We start from the raw sequence: 16026 nt of genomic DNA, 5'->3' as shown, positions 1-16026 counted from the left end.
GAAGCCATGCCGCTCGACAAGGCGGTCTCATTTCCCACTGCATGTCCCCTTGAAGGAGATTTCGCAATGATCCAGAACCTCAAAAACCTGTCGCTTCCGGGCGTTCTGCTCGCCGGTACTTTCCTTTCCCATGCCGCCTTTGCCGAGGACCGGCCCAATATCACGGTCGCTCTGCAGAGCATGGGCACGGCCGGTACGCTCGATACGAGCGACAACGGCGGAACCGCCGCCCGCAAATACCAGAACATGATCTTTGAGCAGCTCATCGAGCTTGATCTTTCCGACCCCAATCTTAGCTCCCGGCCCGGCCTCGCCACCGAATGGAAGTGGCTGAACGACACGACGCTGGAAGTGAAGCTCCGCCATGGCGTCAAGTTCCATAACGGCGACGAGATGAAGGCCGATGACGTTGTCTTCTCGTTTTCCGACGAACGTTACGGCCGCCTGCCGGAACAGGTCAAAGCCCGCGAGGCCGGCCAAACAACCTTCACCCGCGCCGACGGCACGAAGGGCATCGTCCCGCCGGCCATCACCGCCGCCAACCGGAAGTCGGAATGGCCGCTGCTGAAGTCGGTCGAGAAGGTCGATGACTATACGGTTCGCTTCGTCATGGAAAAGGCGACGCTCGATACGGAAGCCCGTCTTGCCCGCGTCAACTATGCGGCAATCATTTCCAAGCGCGGTTTCCAGCAGGCCAAGTCCTGGGCAGACTACGCGCTTCATCCTGTTGCGACCGGCCCCTACAAGGTTGTCGGCGTCGACCAGGGTTCGGCAATCCATCTCGTTTCCCATGACGATTACTGGGGCGGCAAGCCGCCGATCGCCAAACTCGACTTCATGGTCGTCCCGGAAGCGGCGAGCCGCGTGAACGGCCTGATGTCCGGCGAATACGATATCGTCAGCGACCTCGGCCCGGACCAGGTTCCGCTCTTGAAGAATACCGAGGATTTTGACGTCGTCGGCGGGCCTGTCGCCAATATCCGCTTCATCGCGCTCGACACCAACAATGGTCCGCTGAAGAACAAGCTGGTCCGCCAGGCGCTATCGCACTCGATCGACCGCGACACGATCGTCAACTCGCTCTGGGGTGATATGACCGCTGTGCCGCAGGGCTTCCAGCACAAGCTGTTCGGCGATCTTTTCGTCGAGGACTTCAAGTCGCCGGCCTATGATCCGGAGCTTGCCAAGAAGCTTCTCGCAGAAGCCGGCTACAAGGGCGAGAAGATCACTTATCGCGTCCACAACGACTATTATCCGAACGAGTTGACCGTCGCCCAGTTCGACCTCGACAACCTGCGCAAGATCGGCTTCAACATCGACTTCTCGGTGATAGACAATCCGAACGATCCGGCTCCGGATCGGATGATGCAGGACCTGTCCAACACGGCCTATTTCGCTTATCCGGTCGCGCTGCTGGCCAACAATTGCCCCTATGGCTCCTACAACACAAAAACCAATCCGAAGAGCGGCATGTGGCAGAACGACGAGTTCGACAAGCTCTGTGATGTACTGAATACCTCGACCGACAAGGCTGAGGTGAAGAAGGCCTTTGCCCGAGCACTGGATATCATCGAGTCGGAGGATCCGGCGATGGTCGTCCTGCACCAGAACGCCATTCTGTACGGCAAGCGCGCCGACATCCAGTGGAAGCCGTCGGCGATGTTCGTGATGGATTTCCGTCCGGGCTCCTTCTTGATCAAGAAGTAATCAAAGGGCGGCGGGGTGCTTCAGCGCCCCGCTTTTGTCATCCGGAGCTCTCGTTGCCATGCGCCATCATCGCCGACCGCTTGCCATTGAACGTCAGGGAGAGCCCTGGCCGGAATTCGAGGATGCCGTCAATCCTGCGATCTCTGGCGGACGCGTCTACGCGGTCGGTGATGTGCATGGTCAAGCAGACCTTCTCGCAGCCATGTGGATTGCGATCGCCGAGGACATGAAGCGCCATCCGGCGGACCGGGCGTTGATCATCTTCCTCGGCGACCTCATCGATCGCGGACCGGATTCGGCGGGCGTTGTCGAAGCGATCATCAGGGCTCAGGAGCGGTGGCGTGATGGCATCGAGATCATGTGTCTGCGCGGCAATCACGATCATTGGCTGGCGACCTTCCTGACCGATCCTTCGGTCCTCTCGGCCTGGGCGGTGAAGGGTGGGCTTGAAACGCTCGTCTCCTACGGGCTGAAGGAAGGCGACATTCTCGCGGGCGTTGCCGATATCGGCCGCGCCGTCGCATTGCAGCAGATGTTTGCGGCCATAATCCCCATTCGTCACAAGGAATTCATGCTTTCGCTGCCATTGTGGCACGACGATGGGGACTATTTCTTCGCCCATGCCGGCGTCGACCCGGATCGTCCGCTTGCCGATCAGCGGTTTGAGGACCTCACGTGGATACGCGACAAATTTCTCCTCTCGCGGAAGAACTTCGGCAAGGTGGTGGTTCACGGCCATACGCCGCGCCAGGAGGTCGAGAGCCTCCCGAACCGCATCAATGTCGATACCGGCGCCTATATGCGGCAGGTGCTGAGCTGCGTCATCCTCGAAGGCGCCGAGCGGCATCTGCTGCAGGTCGGGCCTGGCGTTCCTGTATCCCCCAATGATCCAGCCACGGAGGCAGCCGCATGACCGGATCCACCGATCTCATGGATATCCGTGGCCTCACCGTCGAGTTTGAAGGCCGCTATCGCTTCACCCGTGCGCTGCACGGTATCGATATCACACTCAAGCGCGGCGAGGCGCTCGGCATCGTCGGCGAATCCGGCTGCGGCAAGTCGATCACCTGGATGGCGGTGCTGGGACTTCTCGGTCGTAACGCCCGGGTCGGTGGCTCCGCAAGGCTTGAAGGGCGGGAAATCCTTGGCGCCGACGATGCCCGGCTCAGCGAAATCCGCGGCGGCCGCATCGCGATGATCTTCCAGGACCCCTCGAGCTCGCTCAACCCGCTTCACAAGATCGGCTGGCAGCTCGGTGAGGCGCTGCGCCTGCATCAGGGCCTGACCGGCGCGGCGGCCCGCAGGGAGGCCGAGCGGCTGATCGACCGCGTCGGTATCGCCAATGCTCGCCAGCGGCTTGGTGAATATCCGCACGAATTTTCCGGCGGCATGAACCAGCGGGTGATGATCGCCATGGCGCTTGCCGGCAATCCGGACCTGCTTGTCGCCGACGAGCCGACGACGGCGCTCGATGCCACCATCCAGGCGCAGATCCTTGACCTCCTCGATGATCTGCGCCGCGAGCGCAACATGGCATTGGTTCTGATCTCCCACGATCTCGGGATGGTTGCCGAAATGACCGAGCGGGTGGTGGTGATGTATTGCGGTCGTATCGTGGAGGACAGCCCGACCGCTGATCTCTTTGACAATCCTGCTCATCCTTATACGCGTGGGTTGATCGATGCCATTCCATCGATCGACGGGCCGCGCCAGAGGCTTCTCGCCATTCCGGGCTCTGTGCCGCCGCCGGACCGGCTGCCGTCCGGCTGTACTTTCCTATCCCGATGCGCCGTTGCCGGTCCCGAATGCCAGCGGGCCGTGCCGACGATGATCGATGCCGGGACAGGCGGACGCCACAGGGCCGCCTGCGTGAAGCTCGGCGACTTACTACCGCCGGCCAATGCTCACCTGCCTGCCCCTGTAGAGATCGCTGCGGAGTTGGTGTGATGAAAGGTCAGCTTACCGTCAAGAACCTCACGCGCCATTACAGGCTCCGCCAGCGGGGCAATCTGTTTGCCCGCACAAAAACACTGAAAGCGGTTGATGGACTGACTTTCGACGTGGCACCGGGTGAGATGCTCGGCATCGTCGGCGAAAGCGGCAGCGGCAAATCCACCACGGCGAGGCTGCTGCTCGGCCACATCTCGGCAACCTCGGGCGAGGTCGTGTTCGGCGGCGAGAAGGTCGGCGCGGTGCCTGATCTCGCCTGGCGACGGATGCGCCGGCGCATGCAGATGATCTACCAGGATCCGCTCGGCGCGCTCGATCCGCGCATCACCATAGGGGAGCAGATCGGCGAGCCGCTCATTGTTCATTTCCCGGACATTACTCGGGATGCACGTCGTGCCAAAGTAAGGGCGGTGATGGGCAATGTCGGCCTTTCCTCGCACCACGGCGATCGGTTCCCGCACGAACTTTCCGGCGGCCAGCGGCAGCGCGTCATCATCGCCAGGGCGCTGGTCATGGAACCGGAACTCCTGGTCTGTGACGAGCCGGTTTCCGCGCTTGACGTCTCGGTTCAGGCGCAGGTTCTGAATGTCTTCCAGGATGTTCGTGCCCGCAACGGCTTTACCGGCGTCTTCATCAGCCACGATCTGAAGGTGGTGCGCCAGATCGCCGACCGGGTGGCGGTCATGTATCTCGGGCGCATTGTCGAGATCGGCCGGCCGGACGAGGTCTTCCATCAGCCGCTGCATCCTTACAGCCGCGCGCTCGTCTCCGCCGTGCCGCGAAAGGGTCGGTCGGCGCGTGAGCGCATCATCCTGGCCGGCGATCCGCCGAACCCGGTCAATGTTCCGCCCGGCTGTCCCTTCCATACCCGCTGCCCGCAGGTGAAGCCCGTCTGCCGCATCGAGCGACCGGAACTCATGTCGGAAGGCGGGCGGGCGGTTGCCTGCCATCTCGTCAACAATCCGTCGACCGCCCGCGTAGCGGTTGCCGATGGGGAGGCTGCCTGATGTTGCAATTCGTCTCGACGCGTTTCCTGCGCGCCCTGGTGACGCTGTTCATCATCGTCACCTTCGCCTTTATCGTCCTCCGACTTGCGGGCGATCCGGCCGAACGCTTCTTCGATCCGGCCACGCCGCAGGAAGTGGTCGATGCGTTCCGTCACGAATGGGGACTCGATCAGCCGATCTGGGTGCAATTCTATCGCTATATCATCGCCGTCCTTCACGGCGACCTCGGCAACTCCATGCGCGAGAACCGGCCGGCAATGGAAACCGTGCTGGCCCGCCTGCCGGCGACGCTGTGGATCATGGTGCCGACGCTGTTCCTCAAGACGATCATCGGCGTTGCTGCCGGCATGACCGCGGCGCTCTACCGCAACTCGACCTTCGACAGGCTGATCATGTCGGCCTCCGTTTTCGGCTTCACCGTGCCTGCCTTCGTCCTGGCCCTGGTCCTGGCGCTGATCTTCGCGGTGCAACTCCGCTGGCTACCCTCCGGCGGCTATGCGACGCCTTACCACATGATCCTGCCGATCGCGACGCTGAGCATTGCGGGAGCGGCGACAGTCGCACGCTATACCCGCTCTTCCATGGTGGAAGTGCTCGGACGGCCTTTCGTGCGCACCGCAGCCGCCAAGGGTGTCCGCTCGAAACAGGTGGTGACACGGCATGTTCTGCCGAATGCGGCGATACCGATCGTAACTGTCTTCGGTTTCATGCTGGGCAATGTTGTGGGCGGGGCAGTCGTCGTAGAGAGCGTTTTCTCCTGGCCCGGCATCGGCCGGCTGCTGGTCTCTTCGGTGCAGTCACGCGATCTGGCGGTGGTGCAGGTCATCCTGCTTCTGATCGGCGTGATGATGGTCTTCTCCAATCTCTTCATCGACCTTCTCTACGGTCTGATCGACCCGCGCATGCGCGGCGGCAAAACACAGGCGGCGTGACATGGCCATCGAACAGGACGGACTTTCGACCGATGGCAGCGTGTTCACCGAAAAAAGCGGGCTGCGGGCCTTTCTGCAGACCTGGCCGCCCATGGTCATCCTCGCGATTGTCTGGCTGGGGTTGATGGTCTTCATCGCCATCTTCGCGCCGCTTCTGACGCCCTATGATTTCATGGCCGTGGACGTGCTGGCGCGGCTCAAACCTCCGGTCTTTTTCGGTGGTACCTTCAACCATGTTCTCGGCACCGATCAGCTCGGCCGCGATGTGTTGTCGAGGGCGATCGCCTCGATCCGTGTTTCGATCACGATCGCGCTTTGCGCCACGCTCATTTCGACGATCGTCGGCGTGACGCTCGGCTTCATCGCCGCCTATTTCCGCGGCTGGGTCGACCAGGTCGTCCTGACGATCGTGGATGCACAGCTTGCCATGCCCTTCATGATCATCGCGATCGCCGTGCTCGCCTTCCTCGGCAATTCGCTGCCGATCTTCGTCATGCTGCTCGGCCTCTACGGCTGGGAACAGGTGACGCGCATCGCACGTGGTCTCGCCATTTCCGCCAATACACAAGGCTATGCGGCGGCTGCGCGCGAGATCGGCGCATCACCCGGACGCATCTATCTGCGCCATATCCTGCCCAACATTTCCGCGACGATCGTGATTGCCATGACGCTCAACATTCCCGGCGTCATCCTCCTGGAATCGAGCCTGTCCTTCCTCGGCATCGGCCTGCAGCCACCGCAGACCAGCCTTGGCAACATGGTGGGTTACGGCCGCGACTATATCCAGTCGGCGCCGTGGATCATGCTGATGCCGTCAGCGGTGATCGTCGTCACAACGCTGTCAGTCTCGATCATGGGCGACTGGCTGCGCGACCGGATCGACCCGACCGTGAAGTGAGGCAGCTCGGAAGGCATCCAAGTGGAATGAAAACGATATGGATATCCGTGGGCTATGGTCATACTCGAAAACGGCGAAGTGGCTTCTCTTTTCCGTCAGACCGTCATGCAACGGTCATCTGCCTCCGCTAGTAGCTGCACACCAACGGACATATGGCGCGCTTGCAGTGGAAGAGACGGCGGTGTCTTCCTGCAGTCGCCGATCGTCGAAAATTCCAAAACATGATCCGCGCGTGCCGGGGTATGCGCGGATGAGTCGATTTGTCTAGCTGACGAATGGTCTGTCTGTTTGCCGACGGACCCCTTCACCGTACCAAGCAGGAGCGACCAACATGCGCGGCAGCATCACGCTCGAAGAACTAACCGTTTCCTTCAACGGCGTCAGGGTTCTCCACGGGATCGATCTGGCGATTGGTCCAGGCGAGACCCTTGGCCTCGTGGGTGAATCCGGATCGGGAAAATCGGTGACCTGGCTTGCAGCGCTAGGCCTCCTGCCTCCCAAGGCCAAAGTCTCCGGCCGGGTCATGCTGAATGACCGGAATCTTCTCGACATGCCCGACTCCAAGCTCACCGGTATCCGCGGTGGGCGCATCGCGATGATCTTCCAGGATCCCGTCAGCGCGCTCAATCCGATGCTGACGGTGAAACGCCAGATCGGCGAAACGCTCGCCTTGCATCGCGGCCTGTCCGGTGCCGCGATCAAGGCGGAAGCGAAGCGGCTGCTCGATCTCGTCGGTATTCCCGATGCCGAGCGGCGACTCAATGCCTATCCGCATGAATTTTCCGGCGGCCAGAACCAGAGGGTGATGATTGCCATGGCGCTTGCCGGACAACCGGATCTGCTGGTCGCCGACGAGCCGACGACGGCGCTCGATGTGACCATCCAGGCGCAGATCCTCGATCTCCTGGCGCTAACCCAACGCGAAACCGGAATGGCGCTCGTCCTTATCAGCCACGATCTTGGCGTCGTATCGCAGGTATGTGATCGGGTGGCGGTGATGTATGCCGGCCGCATCGTCGAAGAGGCACCGGTGGAACGCCTTTTCGAGCACCCGGCGCATCCCTACAGCCAAGGACTCATGGGATCCTTGCCCGCCATCGATGGGCCGCGACGACGGCTCACGGCGATCGGCGGAACCGTGCCGGACGCGAGCAGTCTGCCGGCCGGCTGTTCCTTTGCCCCGCGCTGCGCATTTGCAGAGACGCAATGCCATGAACAGATTCCGCTGCTTGCCGGCATCGGTCGTGACCATAGTGTCGCTTGCCTGGTAAGCGAAGCGCAGCCGTCCGCGGCGATCCGTTATTCCAGGCAGAAAGAACAGCGGATCGAAGCATGAGTGCATCGCTTTTACACGCAAGGAATATCGCGCGCAGCTATGAGCTTAATCGGCATATCTGGGGCAATGCTTCCGTCGTCCATGCCGTTTCGGATGTGACGCTTTCCGTCGGCCGTAACGAGACGCTCGGCATTGTCGGAGAATCGGGCTCCGGCAAATCGACGACGGGACGGCTCCTCCTCGGGCTTGAGTCGCCGACGCGTGGCTCGATCTCTTTCGACGGTAGGCCGCTTCCCGTCATCGGCTCGCCCGAATGGAGGAAATCACGGACGCGCATGCAGATGATCTATCAGGATCCGCTGGCCGCACTCGACCGTCGACTGCCGATTGCGAAGCAGATGCGGGAGCCGCTGGACATCCATCAGGCCGGCAACCTCCAGGAGCGCGAAACCCGCGTCAGCGAATTGCTGCGCGCGGTCGGCCTGTCCGACGCGGTTGCCCGCCGCTATCCGCATGAGCTTTCCGGCGGCCAGCGCCAACGCGTGGTGCTGGCGCGGGCGCTGGTCACCCGCCCGGACCTGCTGGTCTGCGATGAACCGGTCTCCGCACTCGATGTCTCGATCCAGGCTCAGGTCGTCAATCTCCTGTCCGATCTGCAGGCCGAATTGGGACTGGCGATGATCTTCATCAGTCATGACCTCCGCGTTGTTCGTCAGGTCAGCCATCGGATCGCCGTGATGTATCTGGGACGCATTGTCGAGGAAGGAGAAGCGGACGATCTCTTCGCTCGCCCGGCTCATCCCTACACGCGTGCACTCGTTTCGGCGGCTCCGGTTCCCGGCACGAAGCTCGGCGGACGCATCATGCTGCGGGGGGAGCCACCCAATCCGGCAAACCAACCGAGTGGCTGTGCATTTCATCCGCGCTGCTCCGCCGCAGTCGCCCGATGCAAAAGCGAGATGCCGGCGCTTGCCGAGCTTGGCGGCGGTCGGAAAGTTTCCTGCCATCTGGCCGGTTCGCCTTCGGAAAACCAGGCGGACCCGTCGCCTGCCCGAACGCGCGTGCCTTTGAATCCTGTCGAAGCAGCCAGCGAGGACGTTGCGTAAGATGAAAATGTCGAGCCTGAAGGCGATAGGCTTTCGCGCCGTCCGTTCCCTGGTCACGCTGCTTTTGTGTGTCACTCTGGTCTTCGTGATCCTGCGCGCAGCCGGCGACCCTTCCGAAGAGCTGCTGCCCCCGGAAACACCGCCGGACATACGCCAGGAATACCGGGTGCAGTGGGGACTCGATCGGCCGATTGTCGTCCAGTATCTCAACTTCCTCAGCCGCGTTGCCCGCGGCGATCTCGGTGAATCTTTCGCCAGCGACCTACCGGCAACGGAATTGGTCATGCGAGCGATACCGAAGACCATTCTCCTCGGCGGCTCGGCCTTTTTGCTCGCTACACTGATCGGGATGTCGCTCGGCGTCACAGCCGCTCTTCGCCACGGAACCGCCGTCGACCGATCGCTGATAGCGGCAGCCGTGCTCGGTTATTCCATGCCGGTCTTCTTCCTCGGCATCCTGCTGATCCTGGTATTCGCGCTGCAGCTTCGTGTCCTCCCGTCCTCCGGTTCGTCGAGCCCAGTGCACCTGATCCTGCCGACCATCACTCTGGCGCTGCCGCTTGCCGGCAGGGTCGCCCGTTTTGCCAGAACTGCCACGCTGGAAGTAATGGGAAAACCGTTCATCCGCACGGCCCGCGCGAAAGGGCTGGGCCAGCTGGCGGTGATCCTCGGCCATGCATTGCCGAATGCCATGGTACCGCTCCTGATGTTCTTCGGTATCGAGATCGGCCTTATTCTCTCGGGCGCGGTCGTCACCGAAACCATCTTTGCCTGGCCGGGGCTCGGCCGCTTGCTGGTCGATTCCGTCAACATGCGTGACCTACCCGTCGTCCAGGCAGTCATCTTGATGATCACGCTGATCATCGTCCTTTCCAATCTTTTCGTCGATATTCTGCATGCGCTGCTGGATCCGAAGGTCTCCCTCGCGCGGACATTGGGAGGTGCCGGATGAGCAGTGCATCGGAACAGGTCGACATCCGCTCGACACTGCGGCTCTGGGGTGCGTCACCCGTCATCGTGCTTTGCATCGGCTGGCTCCTGGCCATGATCCTCATCGCCATATTCGCGGATTTGCTGGCGCCAATCCACTATACGACGCAGGACCTGACCGCCCGCTTCCGGCCCCCAGCTTTCATGACCGGCGGCAGTGCGGATCACCTGCTCGGTACCGATCATCTCGGCCGCGACGTGCTGAGCCGGATGATCTATGCCCTGCGGACATCCATCCTGATCGCAACCCTCGGCACGCTGATCGGCGCAGTCATGGGAACGCTGATGGGACTTGCTGCAGCGCGATTCCGCGGGATCGTGGACATGGTCGCGATGATGCTCTGTGACGTGCAAACGGCGCTTCCCTCGCTTTTCATCGCCATCGCCTTTCTCGCCTTCTTCGGCAACAACATCGTGCTCTTCATCATCCTGGTGAGCTTCGAGGGATGGGAGCGCTATGCGCGCCTCGCGCGCGGGCTGGTGCTTTCGGAGCAAACTGCGGATTACATCCGTGCCGTGGAGGCATTCGGCGCCGGAACGGGGAGGGTCGTGTTCCAGCACCTACTGCCGAATATCGCCGCGTCGCTCGTCGTGCAGGCGACGCTCAATTTCCCGGGTACGATCCTGCTTGAAACCTCGCTGTCCTTCCTCGGTCTCGGCGTCCAGCCTCCCGATACGTCACTCGGCCTCATGCTCGGCGAGGGCCGTCGCTACCTGCTCAACGCATGGTGGATCGCAGTTCTGCCCGGCATCATCATCTTCCTCACAACACTGGCCATGAGCCTATTCGGCGACTGGCTGCGGGATCGCCTCGATCCGACCATCAACAAAGAGGGCTAATTGAAAGGTATGGCGTTGCGCACGACAATCTGGAACGGATACCCCGCTCGTTCGCCTCTTGTTGGCGCCCATCGCGGGGCGAGCGCCGTCGCGCCGGAAAACACCCTTGAGGCTTTCGAGGCGGCGATTGCGGCAGGGGCGGATTTCATCGAAACCGATTTGCGTCTCAGCCGGGACGGTATTCCGGTCGCTTTTCATGATGCGGACCTGAAACGTCTTTGCAGCGATCCGCGAAAGGTTGCCGAGCTCGACATGGACGAGCTGCGCAGCCTTCTTCCCGGCGTCGTCGCAATGACGGACGCTATCGATATGATCGGCGGACGCGCTTCCATCCTGCTTGATACGAAGCTTCATGAACAGGCAGCGCTGGAACGATGCATCGCAGTTCTGGAATCGAGGACCGCTGACGGGCGGATTGCTTTCGGGGTGCGATCGCTCGAGACATTCGACGTCGTACACAGCCATCTTCCACAATGTCCGACTCTCGGGCTGTTTTCCAACATCGGGGACTATCCGGCGCTCGCACTTCGCGGGGGGACCTGGGCCCGACTCTGGGAGGCGGACGCTTCCGCCGGCAATCTCGCGAACTTGCGGCGGCTCGGCTTGAAAACGGTGATCATGACCGGCGATCCGATGGATGGCAGCGTCGGGCTGATCAACGCGGATGCCTTGGCGGAGCTCTGCTTCAACGGTCCTGACGCAGTTATGGTCAATGATCCTTCACTTGCGGTTGAGGTCATTGGACAGGCGACGCAACCTGTCTGAAAACGGTCATTTAAAGTTCATTTTGGGGTCACCGCTCTGTTATGAAGCCCGCCTAACAGGAGGCCACCATCCGAATTTCGCCAATATATTCCAGGAACGTTGGAGCACTCCATGTATTCGATCAAGCGTCGTCATTTCATGCAAGGGGCGGCAGTCACCCCATTCATCCTCAATGCTCCATTTGCCTTTGCTGCGGACGGGGAGCGCCCCGACTTCACGGTGGCCGTTGCGGCTTTGCCCGCAACGCTGGAACCGGCGCGGGAACTCTCAAATGTCGGCACGCGTGTAACCTATTCGATCTTCGACACACTGATCCGCCGAGACTTCCTGGGTTCTCCAGATGGCGGTGGTTCCGAACTGAAGCCACATCTGGCCACCTCATGGGAGCGCAAGAGCCCGTCCGAGCTCATCGTTACGCTGCGCCAGGGCGTAAAGTTCCATAATGGTGACGAGCTGACGGCCGAGGACGTGGCCTATACATTCCGCGATGGTCGCCTGCGTGGCGAAAAGGCTCAGATTCCCGGCGGTAAAGCCTATTTCAGCATCCTTTCCGATGTGAAAGCTGTCGATAAATACACTGTTCGCTTCACGACGCGTGTCCCGGATGTCCTGCTTGAGCAGCGCCTCGCCTCCTGGTGTGCCTGGATCGTCAGCAAGCGTGCCTATGAAGAAATGGGCTTCGAAGGCTATTCACGTGCGCCGGTTGCAACAGGTCCCTACAAGGTCGTCTCGCACAACCAGAGTGATGCCACGGTTCTCGAGGCTTTCGACGACTACTTCCTCGGCAAACCGACTGCGAAGCGGGTCACGTTCCGGGCGGTTCCGGAGCTTGCTGCTCGCGTCGCCGGCCTCGTCTCCGGTGAATTCGACCTCATCACCAACATTCCACCGGATCAAGAAGCTGTCGTCGGCGCCTATCAGGATATTGACGTGCGTTCGGTCGTTCTGGCCAATTCGCATGTCCTGGTCTTCGACACCCGCGATCCCGTTCTCGCCGACAAGCGTGTGCGCCAGGCGCTGGCCAGTGCGATCGATCGTCAGAAGCTTGTCGACACGCTCTGGCTCGGCAGTGCGAAGGTTCCAGCCAGCCACAACTATCCAGAATATGGCCAGATGTATGTCGAAGGCCGCAAGCTGCCTTACGATCCGGAGAGGTCGAAGGCCCTTCTCAAGGAAGCCGGTTATAACGGCCAGAAGATCACCTATCGCACCCAGGCCGGCTACTATACCAACGCTTTGGAGGCTGCCCAGATTCTCATCGAGATGTGGAAGGCCGTCGGCATCAACGCAGAGCTTCAGGTGGTCGAGGGGGCGGCGCTGCGCGGCCCGGGGTCGCAGGTTTTCAACTGGTCGAATTCCACCCGTCTGCCCGATCCGCTTGGTGCCCTCTGGGTAGCCTGGGGACCGGCAGGCGAGATCCAGACCGCTGGCATCTGGGAGGCGGCATCGGCCAAGGCATTTGATGACGCCGGCCGCGCGCTGGAGGCCGAGATCGATCCGGCCAAGCGCAAGGAACTCTTCGTGAAGATGCTCGATCAATGGGAAGAAGAGGCTCCGGGCACGATCCTCTACCAGCCCTCCGAAGCCTATGCCATCAAGCGCTCGATCAGCTGGCGCCCGACGACGTTCTATTTCATGGACCTCCGGCCGGACAATCTCCGGTTTGCGCAGTCCTGAGGTGAGGGAAATATTGCCGGATTTGGTCGTCAATTCCGGCAATTTCGCCTTCAATGGACCCCGAGAGCGTCGACAATCTTGTCTATGCGCCTGCCACGACAAGCTCGCTGCTCCGTGGCGGGCAATCGCCGATGACAAGTTATGTCGTGTCGCGATATCATCGGCGATGAACCGGTCGGCGTAGCCGTCGTCGTGGGCCAATATCTCGATATCTGCGGGCCGCATGATTCCCTGCGGGGTCGCATCAACTCAGACGGCTTACTGGCCAGGGCGCTGTAAATACCAAGTCGGCGGCATGCGGATCTAACGCCAAGGCGACCGCGGATCATTGGCAAACGACAGGTAGTCTCACGCGGACCTCAACACCTTGGTTCATGACGGGGCGAGGAGATATCACGTCGATGGTGGCTCCCACTCGATCGGTGATTACCTTGACGATCGCGAGTCCCAAGCCCGCACCACCGATCTTGCCAGTGCCACGCTCGAACCGGCGCGTTAGCCGGTCCATCGCCCCGGCCGGAAGCGGCGGTCCGTCGTTTGCAATGCAAAGCGTGCCGTCCGCCTCAAGCGTCACTTCGACCGGACGATCCTGCGCACCATGTTTCAAGGCGTTTTCGATGAGATTGCGGGCGAGAATGCCAACTGCGTCGGGATCGAGCAGCGACAGCACAGGCGCCGCCGGTAGGGTGAGCGCGAGCCGCCTCTCGCCGGCCTGCTCGAAATCCTGGGCGATCATGCGGACCACGATCCGAAGGTCGGAGGGCTCGTCGGCACGAAGCCTACCACCTTCTGCACGTGCGAGCTGCATCAGCTTCTCCGACATGCGCATCAGCCGCTTGAGCGTCGTCTCGATCTCGTTCGCACGCTGCGCCGTCAGCGCTTCCTTCGTCTCGGTGCGGACGCGCTGTGCCTGCGCGATGGCACCGGCAACGGGGGTCCGAAGTTCATGCGCAGCGTCTGCCGCGAAGGTGCGCTCGGCATCGAAAGCGGCCTTCAGCCGGGCGAGAAGCTGATTGATGCCGGAGGAAATGGGCCGGAGTTCACTCGGCAAGCCATTGTCCGGCAAGGGTGACAGATCCTGTGCTCTGCGCAAGGACAGTTCCTGTCGGAGAGCGCGGACCGGACGCAGCGAAACCCGGACTGCGAACAGGATCGCCACCAGACTGAGCGGGATGACGACCAGAAGCGGCAACAGCAGACCGAGCAGCATTTTCTGCGACAGCTCCCGGCGGTGATCCAGCGGCTCGGCCACGGCGATGGTCAAGTTGCCGTCTGCGCTTGCCGTATAGTAGAGCTGATGTGTCCGGGTACGGAAAAATCCCTGTCTCTCAAAAGGAGGAAAGATCGAGGCGTCCGCTCCCCTTGAACTCAGCAACACACGGCCTTGCTTGTCGCGCAGGAGGAAGGTGACATCCTCACCGTAGCGAGCTTCTCGTTCAGGTCGCGCGTCATGACCGATGTCGTCTTCGTCATCATCGGCGATGCTTTCACGTCCCGGATGTCCCTCTCGCAGGTCATGCCGGGCGATCGGCAGGATGCGTTCCGCAGTCGTTTTGAGACCGTCGTCAAAAACCTCTTCCATTTCCTGTCCGAGTCGATGCGCGGTGGCGATGGCGGCCGCGAGCCAAAGGATGGTCACGGAAACGCCGACTGCGATCGCCAGCCGGGCCTGAAGCGAGGACATCATCTTCATGGCCGCCCCAATCGATAGCCCAGTCCACGCTCGGTCTCGATCACGTGCGCGCCGAGCTTCTTGCGCAGGCGGCTGACATGGACCTCGATAGCGTTGCTGTCGATTTCCTGGTCGAAGGAATAGAGCCGTTCCTCAAGCTGCGATTTCGACAGCAACTGGCCGGGACGCTGGACGAAGGCCTGGAACAGCACCCATTCGCGCGCCGTTAGAACCACCGGCTTGCCGTTAAGCCTGACGCTGCGGGCGGCGAGGTCGATTTCCAGCGGTCCAAGCGTAACGATCGGGTTCGGGTTCCCCGTATAGCGACGCGCGACAGAGCCGATACGGGCGGAGAGCTCGGCAAGGTCGAAGGGCTTGACCAAGTAGTCGTCCGCGCCGGCGTTCAGCCCGGAGATCCGGTCGGAAACCTGATCCAGCGCCGTCAATATGATCACGGGTGTGACGTCGCCGCGGGCCCTCAGGGCCTTGAGGAAGGGAATGCCGAGGCCGTCGGGCAACATCAAGTCGAGCAGCACGAGATCGTAGGCGGCCGTGGCGAGCGCATCGCGCGCCTCGTCGAGGCGACCCATCCAGTCGACGGAATGACCATCCGCGGCGATCTGATCCCGGATAGCCGCCCCCAATGCCGTGTCGTCCTCGATCAGCAGAACTCTCATGCCGGATTTCTCCCTTTACCCTCCTCTCTAGTCCACCCGGCAGCTTACGGGAAGCTGAAGCAAAGTCCCGGCGCCTGTCAGGTGGCGGTCAGTTTGCGGGCCGAATGATCGTTCCGACAAAGAGAGGAAACGACGATGAAGACCGGCATCCTGCCAGCCGTGGCCCTAGCAATCATGGCGGCAACATCAGCCCAGGCAAGGGAAGATTGCGACGCTCCGCTCCGCGACTGGAAAGGACGCGAGGCGGTCCGCGCACTTGCCGAGGAACGCGGCTGGACGCTGAGACGCATCAAGATCGATGACGGCTGCTACGAGGTCTACGGCACGGACCAAACCGGTCGTCGCTTCGAAGCGAAAATCGATCCAGTGACGCTCGATGTCATCGAGATCGAGGAACACCACGGCCACCGGTGACCCCGATGGCCGCCAATCCCAAAGGAGATGGCATGAAAGAGGCCGCGGCCGTTGAGAGAACGGATCACTGACATGCAGGTGAAGATCGAGGGACAGTCACACTTCCGGCCTTTGG

15 protein-coding genes are annotated in these 16026 nt (G+C 61.5%); 13 read left to right on the top strand and 2 right to left on the bottom strand.

All coding sequences use genetic code 11. The features are described from left to right. Positions 1–66: 66 nt before the first annotated feature. From J2046_RS27985 to J2046_RS27930, 12 genes are all read left to right on the top strand, one after another. The gene (locus J2046_RS27985) at positions 67–1707 is read left to right on the top strand and encodes an ABC transporter substrate-binding protein (protein ID WP_210057390.1); all 1641 of its coding nucleotides are present in this window, start codon (positions 67–69) and stop codon (positions 1705–1707) included. A 58-nt stretch (positions 1708–1765) separates the two neighbouring features. Then, positions 1766–2620 (top strand): metallophosphoesterase family protein, encoded by an 855-nt coding sequence (locus J2046_RS27980; RefSeq protein WP_210057388.1) that lies wholly within the window; start codon positions 1766–1768, stop codon positions 2618–2620. Then, complete coding sequence (locus J2046_RS27975) at positions 2617–3654, top strand: ABC transporter ATP-binding protein (RefSeq protein ID WP_210057386.1); 1038 nt, start codon at positions 2617–2619, stop codon at positions 3652–3654. The genes J2046_RS27980 and J2046_RS27975 overlap by 4 nt, the downstream gene beginning before the upstream one ends. Then, positions 3654–4664, top strand: coding sequence for an ABC transporter ATP-binding protein (locus J2046_RS27970; RefSeq protein WP_210057384.1), 1011 nt, complete (start codon positions 3654–3656; stop codon positions 4662–4664). Before J2046_RS27975 ends, J2046_RS27970 begins: the two co-directional genes overlap by 1 nt. Further along, the gene (locus tag J2046_RS27965; protein WP_210057382.1) at positions 4664–5596 is read left to right on the top strand and encodes an ABC transporter permease; all 933 of its coding nucleotides are present in this window, start codon (positions 4664–4666) and stop codon (positions 5594–5596) included. The genes J2046_RS27970 and J2046_RS27965 overlap by 1 nt, the downstream gene beginning before the upstream one ends. Positions 5597–5687: 91 nt before the next feature. Next, positions 5688–6494 carry an ABC transporter permease gene (locus J2046_RS27960; RefSeq protein WP_233470346.1) on the top strand — a complete coding sequence of 269 codons (807 nt, stop codon included), beginning with the start codon at positions 5688–5690 and terminating at the stop codon, positions 6492–6494. Positions 6495–6825: 331 nt separating this feature from the next. Next, the gene (locus J2046_RS27955) at positions 6826–7830 is read left to right on the top strand and encodes an ABC transporter ATP-binding protein (RefSeq protein ID WP_210057380.1); all 1005 of its coding nucleotides are present in this window, start codon (positions 6826–6828) and stop codon (positions 7828–7830) included. Further along, entirely contained in the window at positions 7827–8876 is a 1050-nt protein-coding gene (locus tag J2046_RS27950; RefSeq protein WP_210057379.1) for an ABC transporter ATP-binding protein, read from the top strand. The genes J2046_RS27955 and J2046_RS27950 overlap by 4 nt, the downstream gene beginning before the upstream one ends. Before the next feature lies 1 nt (position 8877). Then, positions 8878–9828 (top strand): ABC transporter permease, encoded by a 951-nt coding sequence (locus tag J2046_RS27945; protein WP_210057378.1) that lies wholly within the window; start codon positions 8878–8880, stop codon positions 9826–9828. Next, a complete protein-coding gene (locus J2046_RS27940; protein ID WP_210057377.1) occupies positions 9825–10706 on the top strand; it encodes an ABC transporter permease in 882 nt (293 codons plus the stop codon). The genes J2046_RS27945 and J2046_RS27940 overlap by 4 nt, the downstream gene beginning before the upstream one ends. Positions 10707–10715: 9 nt before the next feature. Beyond that, entirely contained in the window at positions 10716–11471 is a 756-nt protein-coding gene (locus J2046_RS27935) for a glycerophosphodiester phosphodiesterase (protein WP_233470345.1), read from the top strand. Positions 11472–11582: 111 nt separating this feature from the next. Continuing rightward, positions 11583–13148: an ABC transporter substrate-binding protein gene (locus J2046_RS27930; protein ID WP_210057375.1), complete on the top strand. Its 1566-nt coding sequence runs from the start codon at positions 11583–11585 to the stop codon at positions 13146–13148. Positions 13149–13473: 325 nt separating this feature from the next. Here the strand turns inward: J2046_RS27930 and J2046_RS27925 are convergent, their stop codons facing one another. Next, positions 13474–14841: a sensor histidine kinase gene (locus J2046_RS27925; RefSeq protein WP_210057373.1), complete on the bottom strand. Its 1368-nt coding sequence runs from the start codon at positions 14839–14841 to the stop codon at positions 13474–13476. After that, complete coding sequence (locus tag J2046_RS27920; RefSeq protein ID WP_210057371.1) at positions 14838–15497, bottom strand: response regulator transcription factor; 660 nt, start codon at positions 15495–15497, stop codon at positions 14838–14840. Before J2046_RS27920 ends, J2046_RS27925 begins: the two co-directional genes overlap by 4 nt. Positions 15498–15632: 135 nt before the next feature. Between J2046_RS27920 and J2046_RS27915 the strand changes: the two genes are divergently transcribed. Next, on the top strand, positions 15633–15911 hold the full coding sequence (locus tag J2046_RS27915) for a PepSY domain-containing protein (RefSeq protein ID WP_210057370.1): 279 nt from the start codon (positions 15633–15635) through the stop codon (positions 15909–15911). Positions 15912–16026 lie beyond the last annotated feature (115 nt).

Source organism: Neorhizobium petrolearium, assembly GCF_017873175.1.
GTDB lineage: Bacteria > Pseudomonadota > Alphaproteobacteria > Rhizobiales > Rhizobiaceae > Neorhizobium > Neorhizobium petrolearium.
Note: the sequence above shows the minus strand (reverse complement) of the source record. Positions and strands in the feature narration are given on the sequence as shown.

What these genes read in the sequence shown, in the direction of transcription:
- J2046_RS27985 (WP_210057390.1), top strand. Translation starts at nt 67, where the DNA reads ATGATCCAGAACCTCAAAAACCTGTCGCTTCCGGGCGTTCTGCTCGCC.
- J2046_RS27980 (WP_210057388.1), top strand. Translation starts at nt 1,766, where the DNA reads ATGCGCCATCATCGCCGACCGCTTGCCATTGAACGTCAGGGAGAGCCC.
- J2046_RS27975 (WP_210057386.1), top strand. Translation starts at nt 2,617, where the DNA reads ATGACCGGATCCACCGATCTCATGGATATCCGTGGCCTCACCGTCGAG.
- J2046_RS27970 (WP_210057384.1), top strand. Translation starts at nt 3,654, where the DNA reads ATGAAAGGTCAGCTTACCGTCAAGAACCTCACGCGCCATTACAGGCTC.
- J2046_RS27965 (WP_210057382.1), top strand. Translation starts at nt 4,664, where the DNA reads ATGTTGCAATTCGTCTCGACGCGTTTCCTGCGCGCCCTGGTGACGCTG.
- J2046_RS27960 (WP_233470346.1), top strand. Translation starts at nt 5,688, where the DNA reads ATGGTCATCCTCGCGATTGTCTGGCTGGGGTTGATGGTCTTCATCGCC.
- J2046_RS27955 (WP_210057380.1), top strand. Translation starts at nt 6,826, where the DNA reads ATGCGCGGCAGCATCACGCTCGAAGAACTAACCGTTTCCTTCAACGGC.
- J2046_RS27950 (WP_210057379.1), top strand. Translation starts at nt 7,827, where the DNA reads ATGAGTGCATCGCTTTTACACGCAAGGAATATCGCGCGCAGCTATGAG.
- J2046_RS27945 (WP_210057378.1), top strand. Translation starts at nt 8,878, where the DNA reads ATGAAAATGTCGAGCCTGAAGGCGATAGGCTTTCGCGCCGTCCGTTCC.
- J2046_RS27940 (WP_210057377.1), top strand. Translation starts at nt 9,825, where the DNA reads ATGAGCAGTGCATCGGAACAGGTCGACATCCGCTCGACACTGCGGCTC.
- J2046_RS27935 (WP_233470345.1), top strand. Translation starts at nt 10,716, where the DNA reads ATGGCGTTGCGCACGACAATCTGGAACGGATACCCCGCTCGTTCGCCT.
- J2046_RS27930 (WP_210057375.1), top strand. Translation starts at nt 11,583, where the DNA reads ATGTATTCGATCAAGCGTCGTCATTTCATGCAAGGGGCGGCAGTCACC.
- J2046_RS27925 (WP_210057373.1), bottom strand. Translation starts at nt 14,841, where the DNA reads ATGAAGATGATGTCCTCGCTTCAGGCCCGGCTGGCGATCGCAGTCGGC.
- J2046_RS27920 (WP_210057371.1), bottom strand. Translation starts at nt 15,497, where the DNA reads ATGAGAGTTCTGCTGATCGAGGACGACACGGCATTGGGGGCGGCTATC.
- J2046_RS27915 (WP_210057370.1), top strand. Translation starts at nt 15,633, where the DNA reads ATGAAGACCGGCATCCTGCCAGCCGTGGCCCTAGCAATCATGGCGGCA.